We start from the raw sequence: 7692 nt of genomic DNA, 5'->3' as shown, positions 1-7692 counted from the left end.
GAGGTATCGGTCAGCCGCGTCAACCGCTCGGCCACTTCGCCTCGGTCAGTCCGATCCGCGTGAACGGGTCGATCACCGTGCCGGCCACCATCGAGGCGAGGAACTGTGGCGCCGGCGGAATTTTCGCTACGGTCGCCACCAGCCTGTCGCGGATGAAGGGCAGCGCCACGGAGTCGGACTGATAGAACGGCGTGAATGCCAACGAAAGCGCCTGGAAGATACGCACGTGCCAGCGCCGCGCTGCCGCATAGGCTTCGAGCGCCGCTTCGACGCTGCCTGTCCGCGCCAGCGCGTGGCTGAGTGCCGCCGCGTCGAGCAACGCCATGTTGGCGCCCTGGCCCAGCTGCGGGCTGGTTGAATGCGCCGCGTCGCCGATGATGGCCAAGCGACGGCCGGTGGGGCGCTTCATCGTGTGATGGCCATAGCGCGCCAGCGACAGCTGGTCGAAGCTTTCGATCTGGCTGGTGAACGCCTGGCACTCCGGCCACAGGCGCACCACCCTCTCCTTCCAGGCCCCCAGGCCTAGTGCGCGCACGGCGTCAGCGTCGGCCGGCTTCAGGCTCCAGAAGAAGGCCGCCATTTTCTCGGCGCCCGGCTCCGGCCGGCCGATCGGCAACACGCCGATCATCACGCTGGCCCTGTCGTAGCGCTGCAGCAGCGCGTGCTCGTCGAAGCCGTCGCCGCGCCAGCCCAGCGATGCCCAGAACGCGCCATAGACAAGCGGCCGTGGCTCGCCCGCATTGCCCGCGCTTCGTCGCAGTTTCGACTTTGAGCCGCTGGCGTCGACGATCAGATCGAAAGGCCCTGTCCGCCGCCCGCTGCCACAGATCAGCGTTGACCGCTCGCCAGCCTCCATCGCCTCGATCTCGACCCCGGTTTCGATCGTGACCGCCTCGCGCTGGGCCGCGCGGAAAAGCACGCCGAACAGCGCCGCCCGGTGCACCGCCAGGCCGAAGCGATGACCGCGCTGCGCATCATAACGGACATCGAGCACTGTGCGGCCGGTGCTGGCGTCGGCGCCATGCAGCCGGTCTATGCGGCTGCCGAGCGCCAGTATGTCATCGAGCAGCCCCAGATCGGCAAGCACCGTCAAGCCGGTCGGCTGCAGGATCAGCCCGGAGCCGACCGGCTTCGGCTCTTCGAAGCGCTCGAAGACGGTGACATTGTGCCCGGCGCGCTTGAGGTAGAGCGCCATGGCGAGCCCCGCCGGGCCGGCGCCGGCAATCGCGATATCGTAGGAAATGCGGATGCCCCCCAGCCCAACTGGCCGGGACAATCCTTCAGCGGCGGGACGAAATCAAGCCGCGGTTCCGGCTTTGCCGACCGTTCCAGCCAGCGCCCCATCAAACCCCGCGCGGGCCGCGCGCACCGCGTCGTGGTTGAGTTCGGCCCACTCAAGCAGATGCCGAAAGGCGCCGAACATCGACCGCCCGAGATCGGTGAGGCTGTATTCGACGCTCGGCGGCTTGGTTGGAAACACCTCGCGACACACGTAACCGTCACGCTGCAGGTCACAAAGTGTCTGTGTGAGCATGCGCTGCGAGATGTCGGGGACCAGCCGCCGCAACTCGCCGAAGCGATAGGGCTGCTCGGCCAGGGCCGCCATCAGCAGAGAACTCCATTTGCCGCTGAGCCCTTGGATCACATCGCGAACCGGGCAATCGGACAGGTTTCCACCGTCGGTCATCGCCTTGTACACGTCGAGCTTGGATTTCAGATTGACGATGCGGCTGTCCATAGTGGTTCCCCGGCTGTGCCTACCTCCCCAAAAACTGCCTTCTTTACGAAGACGGGTCAATTCCTATTTTAGTGCTGGTCTCTTTTTGAGACCGGCACTCGAACCGCCCTCGGCGCAACGTCAGGATTTTCCATGACCGCAACACTTCTCGTCACCGGCGCTTCCGGCCACCTTGGCCGAAGCGTGATCAATCATCTGTTGGACACCTACAAGGTGCCACCGGCGCAAATCATCGCCACCACCCGGACGCCCGCCACCCTGGCCGACCTTGCCGCACGCGGCGTCACAGTACGCGAGGCCGATTTCGACGACGCGGCATCGCTTGCCAAGGCCTTCGCGGGCGCCGACCGCGTGCTCGTCATCTCGACCAGCGAACTGGCGGTGCAGGGAAAGCGGCGCACGCAACAGCTCGCCGCCGTGGCCGCGGCCAAGCAGGCCGGCGTCTCCCATATCCACTATACCTCGATGCCGAACCCTGAAGGCTCACCTATCCTCTTCGCCCCCGACCATTTCGACACCGAACAGGCGATCAAGGCGAGCGGCATCCCTTACACGATCTGCCGCAATGGCTGGTATGACGAGAACCTGTTCATGGCGATGCCGCAGGTCCTCGCGTCGGGCCAATGGTATACATCCGCCGGCGATGGCGCCATTTCTTACGGCGCGCGCGACGACTACGCTGCCGCCATCGCCGCCGGCCTGGCCTCGGAAGCGAGCGAAAGCACGACCTACACGCTGACCGGCCCGAAGGCCTATACGATGGCTGAAGTCGCGGCACTGGTGACCGAAGTCACGGGCAAGCCCATCCAAATCGTCCAGCTCTCCGACGAGGCGCTGACCGAAGGGATGAAGGCAGCAGGCCTTCCCGAGCCGGTCGCCAGGATGCTTGTCTCCTTCGACGCCGCCACACGGGCTGGCGGCCTGGGCATGGTCACGGACGCAGTCGAGAAGCTCTCCGGCCGCAAGTCGGTGTCGCTGGAGCAATTTCTCGAGACCAACAAGGCCGCGCTGGCTGGCTGAAACCGCGGCGGCGGAGGGTTTTCTGCCTTCCGCCGCGCTACTTCGATGGCTTGAGCAGGCCGAGCCTGACCAGGCTCTCTCCGGTGGCGGCCAGTGCATCCTCGCGCGACCGCGGCGCCCAGCCCAGCATGCGCACCGCCTTGGCGCTGGTGGCGTTCTTGACCTTGCCCAGTTCCGGCACGATTTGTGCGGCTTCGGCACTGAACAGCCCACCGAGCCGGACCAGCCAATCGGGCAGCATCCTCGTCGAGACGCGAGCCGCCGAGCCGCCCAGCCGTGTTTTCAAGGTCTCAGCCATCTGCCGCACGGTCATGAAATCCCCGGCGACCGCCAGGAAGCGCTCGCCCCTGGCAACGGGATTGGTCATCGCGCGCAGGTGCAGATCCGCCACGTCGCGCACGTCGACGACACCGAAGGACAGGCGCGGCAACCCGGGCATCGCACCGTCCATCAGGCGCCGGATGAATTCGGTCGAGGTCGAATGGTCGACCCCGAGGACCGGACCGAAGATGCCGACGGGATTGACCACCGCCAGATCCATCGAGCCGCCCTCGGCAGCGATGAAATCCCAAGCCGCTCGCTCGGCCAGGGTCTTCGATTTCACATAGGCACTGACCTTGCGCGAGGGATCTGTCCAGTTCTCCTCGGTGAACGGCCGCCCGCCGGCTGGCGGCTCGCCATAGCCGATCGCGGCGAAGGACGAGGTCAGCACGACGCGTTTGACGCCGGCGTCCCGCGCCGCCCTCAAGACCCGCTGCGCGCCCTCGCGGGCCGGAGCGATCAGGTCGTCCTCATGCTTCGGCACACCCGGCGGAAATGGCGAGGCGACATGCAGGACATAGTCGCAACCGGCCACCGCCGGCGCCCAACCGGCGTCGGCCATCAGGTCGGCGACGGCAAAGGAGAGGTCCGCTCCCGGCTCGGCGCCGCCGGCCTTGAGCATGCCCAGCACGCCGGCCTGACGGCTGACCGAGCGCACGGTGGTGCGCACGCGATAACCGGCCTTCAGCAGTTCGAGGATGCAGTGAGCGCCGAGGAAGCCGGACCCGCCGGTAACAAGCACCAATTCGCCGCTCATTGCCGCTCCTGAACGAGGCGTCAGCTCAAATGGCGACCTGCGTGCCGATTTCGACGACGCGCCCGGTCGGGATCTGGAAATACTCGGTCGCGTCGGCGGCCGTGCGTGCCAGGCCGATGAACAGCTTGTCCTGCCAGACCGGCATGCCGGAATTGGGCGAGGCCTTGAGCGAGCGGCGGGACAGGAAGAACGAGGTCGTCATGATGTCGAACTTCCAGCCCTGCTTGCGGCAGATCGCCAGAGCGCGCGGGATGTTGGGCTGCTCCATGTAGCCGAAGGTCAGCGTCACACGCATGAACAGCTCGTTGACCGTCTCCATCTTGACCCGCTCGCTGTCGGGCACCACCGGCTGAGGCGCGGTCACCACCGACAGGATGACGTTCTGCTCATGCAGCACCTTGTAGTGCTTCAGGCTGTGCATCAGCGCGGTCGGGGCGCTCAACGGATCGCTGGTCAGGAACACGGCGGTGCCGGATACCAGTTGCGGCTTCTTCTTCAAGAGATTGCCGGCGAGGAAATCGAGCGGGATTTCGTTGCGGCGGGTCTTGTCGAACAGATAGCGGCTGCCGCGCACCCATGTCCACATCGCCGTCACGATGGTGAACGCCACGGCCAGGGAGGCCCAGCCGCCCTCGAACACCTTGACGATGTTGGAGGCAAAGAAGCCGATGTCGATGAAGGCGAACACCGCCGTCATCGCGATAGCCACCCACAACCGCCATTTCCAGATGCGCGTCATGACGACGTAGAGCAGCACCGTCGTCACCAGCATGTTGCCGGTCACCGAGATGCCGTAGGCCGAGGCCAGCTTGCTGGACTCGCCGAAGCCGACCACCAGCATCATCACGACGACCGCCAGCAGCAGATTGACGCGCGGCATGTAGATCTGACCGGACTGTCTCTCGGAGGTGTGCAGGATCTCCAGCCGCGGCAGCATGTTGAGCTGCACCGCCTGCCTGGTCAGCGAGAACGCGCCCGAGATCACCGCCTGGCTGGCGATGACCGTCGCCATTGTCGCCAGCACCACCATCGGGATCAGCGTCCAGCCTTCGTTCATCTCGAAGAACGGGTGGCCGACCACGCCGTTCTTGGCCAGCACGAAAGCGCCCTGCCCGGCATAATTCAGAAGCAGGCAGGGAAACACCACCCAAAGCCAGGCGAGCACGATCGGCTTGCGGCCGAAATGTCCGAGATCGGCATAGAGCGCTTCGGCGCCGGTGACGGCCAGGAAGATGGCGCCGACCGTGACGAAGGCGACATCGGGCGAATTGATCAGGAAGGCGACGATGTAGTGCGGGCTGATCGCCCACAGGATTTCCGGATCGGCAAAGATGTGGTTGAGACCCGACAGGCCGATGGCCAGGAACCATACCGCCGTGATCGGACCAAAGATCAAGGCCACGCCGCCGGTGCCGAACCGCTGCACCGAGAAAAGAATCGCCAGGATGACCAGCGTCAGCGGCACGACATAGGGCTGGAAGGTCGGCGTGACGACATTCATGCCTTCGACCGCCGACAGCACCGAAATCGCCGGCGTGATGACGGCGTCGCCGAAAAACAGCGAAGCGCCGACAATGCCGATGCCGAGAATCACCGCCGAGCGTTTGGGGAAACTGCCGCGCGCCAGCGCCATCAGCGACAGTACGCCGCCCTCGCCCCGGTTGTTCGCACGCAACACGAAATTGATGTATTTGACCGTGACGATGATCGTCAGCGACCAGATGATCAGCGACAGCACGCCCAGAATATCGCCGCGTTCGGCGACATTGCCGCCCGACGACGCCACCAGCGCCTCGCGAAAAGCATAGATCGGGCTCGTGCCGATATCGCCATAGACGACGCCGAGAGCGCCCAGCATCAGAATCTTGGTGCTGTGCTGTTCGACTTCCGGATGGCTCGATTGTTCGACGGGTTCTGCCTCACTACCAGTATTGGCAAGGGCCATGGACGACACTCCGATAAGCGCGCGGTGCTCTACGCTTGCTGCGATGCAATATCAAGTGCCGTAGCGTAATGCCCGCCATGCCGATGGTGCGGGCTGGCACCGCTACCACCCGCAAGCCTTGAGGAACCGGCCCACCGTCGCGGCCATGCCATACTCCAACGCGTCCGCTGTCAACCCATGGCCGATCGAGACTTCGGCCAGAGCCGGAATCCGCTTGGCGAGTGGAGGAATGTTGCTCACCACAAGATCGTGGCCGGCATTGACTTGAAGACCGGCGGCAATTGCGGCGTCCGCTGTTTTACCCAGTCTTTCCAGTTCCTTCTGCGCTTTTGTGGGATCGGAATGATAGCCGCCATACGGACCTGTGTAGAGCTCGATCCTGTCGGCCCCGGTATCGCGGGCCGCCGCCACGCCGAGGGGATCGGGGTCGGAAAACAGCGATACGCGAAAGCCTCCCTTTTTCAGTCTCTTGACGATGGGCGTGAGGAAAGCGGACTGGGCGGCGAAGTCCCAGCCATGGTCCGAAGTCGCTTGCGCCGGATCGTCGGGCACCAGCGTCACCTGCTCCGGCTGGTGCTTTTCCACAAGCGCGAGGAAATCCTCGGTCGGGTAACCTTCTATGTTGAATTCCGCCTTCGGAAACTCATCGTCGATCAGGGACCGGATCTCGGGCAAATCCGAATATCGTGTGTGCCGCTCGTCGGGACGCGGATGCACGGTGAGCCCATGCGCTCCGGCCGCCAGCGCGATTCGGCCAAGGCCGGTCACGCTCGGCCATGGCAGGTCGCGCCGGTTGCGCAGCATGGCGACGGCGTTAAGATTGACGGAGAGCTTGGCTGGCATGCGGAAGGCCTCGGAAATCATTGGACGCGCCACCTATAATGCGTTTGGCGGGAACAGACAGGGGTTTCGGGTGTTCCAGCCATGACGACGATGTCCCTGAAAGGAAGCCCACATGAATTTTCTGGATTCCGTGCCGGCGATACGCCGTATCGAGACCAGCCGTGACGATCTGTTCGCCATCGACGTCGTCGGCCATGTTTCATCCGCCGACGCGGAAAACCTGTTCGGCCTGCTGGAAGCGGCCTACGCGCTGCACCCCAGGATAGATGTCCTGGTGCGGCTGATAGATCATGACGGGGTCGATTGGGCCGATGTCGCGAGCGAAACATTGAAGCAGGGCGAGGCCAACGCAAAACAGCATGTCGCACGCTGCGCATCGATTGGCGAACCCAATTGGATACCGGATGTCCAGGGCTGGTTCAGCGGGCCGATGCCAGTAGAACTCAGGCATTTCAAGGCCGAGGATGAGCAGGAAGCCTGGCAATGGTTGGGCGCCACGCCCATCGACGTGCCTGTGTGACGATCGGTTATCGCACGATGGTCAGCCGCTCGGCCGCGCGGGTGATGGCGGTATAAAGCCAGCGCTGGCGGGTTTCCTTGAAAGCCCAGCTTTCGTCGAACAGCACGATCTCGTTCCACTGCGAGCCCTGCGCCTTGTGGACTGTCAGCGCGTAACCATAGTCGAAATCGTCGAAGCGCTTCTTCTGCTGCCAGGGGATGTCCGCGTCCGGATCCTCGAACGCCGCCTTCAGCAACTTAATCTTGGCGACGCCGCGATCCGGATCGTCTTCCTCCGGCGCCACCAGCAGGTTGATGCCGGGTTTCACCGTTTCGCGTGACGAGGTCATCACCTTCCACAGCGAGCCGTTGAGCAGCCCCTTGGCCGGATCGTTGCGCAGGCAGACCAGCTTGTCGCCGGCCTGCGGATAGTCGGCATTGAACCCCTTGAGCTCGCGCAGTCGGTGGTTGTAGCGGCGCCGCGTGCGGTTGGTGCCGACAAGCACCTGGTCGGCCTTCAACACCAGTTCCTGGGTGACGTCTTCCTTGCCTATCACCTGCGCCGTTCCG

At 64.4% G+C, this 7692-nt stretch carries 8 protein-coding genes; 2 read left to right on the top strand and 6 right to left on the bottom strand.

Features of this window, described 5'->3' with window-relative positions; genetic code table 11:
* Nucleotides 1-19: 19 nt before the first annotated feature.
* Both WC739_RS23510 and WC739_RS23505 read right to left on the bottom strand, forming a co-directional pair.
* Nucleotides 20-1276, bottom strand: coding sequence for an FAD-dependent oxidoreductase (locus WC739_RS23510; protein ID WP_372955391.1), 1257 nt, complete (start codon nt 1274-1276; stop codon nt 20-22).
* Between the two features lie 21 nt (nt 1277-1297).
* Nucleotides 1298-1738 (bottom strand): winged helix-turn-helix transcriptional regulator, encoded by a 441-nt coding sequence (locus WC739_RS23505; RefSeq protein WP_372955390.1) that lies wholly within the window; start codon nt 1736-1738, stop codon nt 1298-1300.
* Between the two features lie 132 nt (nt 1739-1870).
* On the opposite strand from WC739_RS23505, the gene WC739_RS23500 reads away from it, so the two are divergent.
* Nucleotides 1871-2758: an SDR family oxidoreductase gene (locus WC739_RS23500; RefSeq protein ID WP_372955389.1), complete on the top strand. Its 888-nt coding sequence runs from the start codon at nt 1871-1873 to the stop codon at nt 2756-2758.
* Between the two features lie 37 nt (nt 2759-2795).
* Here the strand turns inward: WC739_RS23500 and WC739_RS23495 are convergent, their stop codons facing one another.
* The 3 genes from WC739_RS23495 to WC739_RS23485 all read right to left on the bottom strand — a co-directional run bounded on the left by WC739_RS23495 (nt 2796) and on the right by WC739_RS23485 (nt 6624).
* The gene (locus WC739_RS23495) at nt 2796-3836 is read right to left on the bottom strand and encodes an SDR family oxidoreductase (RefSeq protein ID WP_372955388.1); all 1041 of its coding nucleotides are present in this window, start codon (nt 3834-3836) and stop codon (nt 2796-2798) included.
* 25 nt (nt 3837-3861) lie between these two features.
* Nucleotides 3862-5781, bottom strand: a complete 1920-nt coding sequence (locus WC739_RS23490) for a potassium transporter Kup (RefSeq protein WP_372955387.1) — start codon at nt 5779-5781, stop codon at nt 3862-3864.
* A 102-nt stretch (nt 5782-5883) separates the two neighbouring features.
* Complete coding sequence (locus tag WC739_RS23485; RefSeq protein WP_372955392.1) at nt 5884-6624, bottom strand: pyridoxine 5'-phosphate synthase; 741 nt, start codon at nt 6622-6624, stop codon at nt 5884-5886.
* 112 nt (nt 6625-6736) lie between these two features.
* Here WC739_RS23485 and WC739_RS23480 point away from each other — a divergent pair, with 112 nt between their 5' ends.
* Nucleotides 6737-7144 (top strand): STAS/SEC14 domain-containing protein, encoded by a 408-nt coding sequence (locus WC739_RS23480; RefSeq protein WP_372955386.1) that lies wholly within the window; start codon nt 6737-6739, stop codon nt 7142-7144.
* A 7-nt stretch (nt 7145-7151) separates the two neighbouring features.
* Here WC739_RS23480 and WC739_RS23475 read toward each other — a convergent pair.
* Nucleotides 7152-7692 (bottom strand): ATP-binding domain-containing protein (locus WC739_RS23475; RefSeq protein ID WP_372955385.1); only part of this gene is annotated, 541 nt, incomplete at its 5' end.

The organism is Mesorhizobium sp., from assembly GCF_041661565.1.
In the GTDB taxonomy this organism is placed as follows: Bacteria; Pseudomonadota; Alphaproteobacteria; order Rhizobiales; family Rhizobiaceae; genus Mesorhizobium.
Note: the sequence above shows the minus strand (reverse complement) of the source record. Positions and strands in the feature narration are given on the sequence as shown.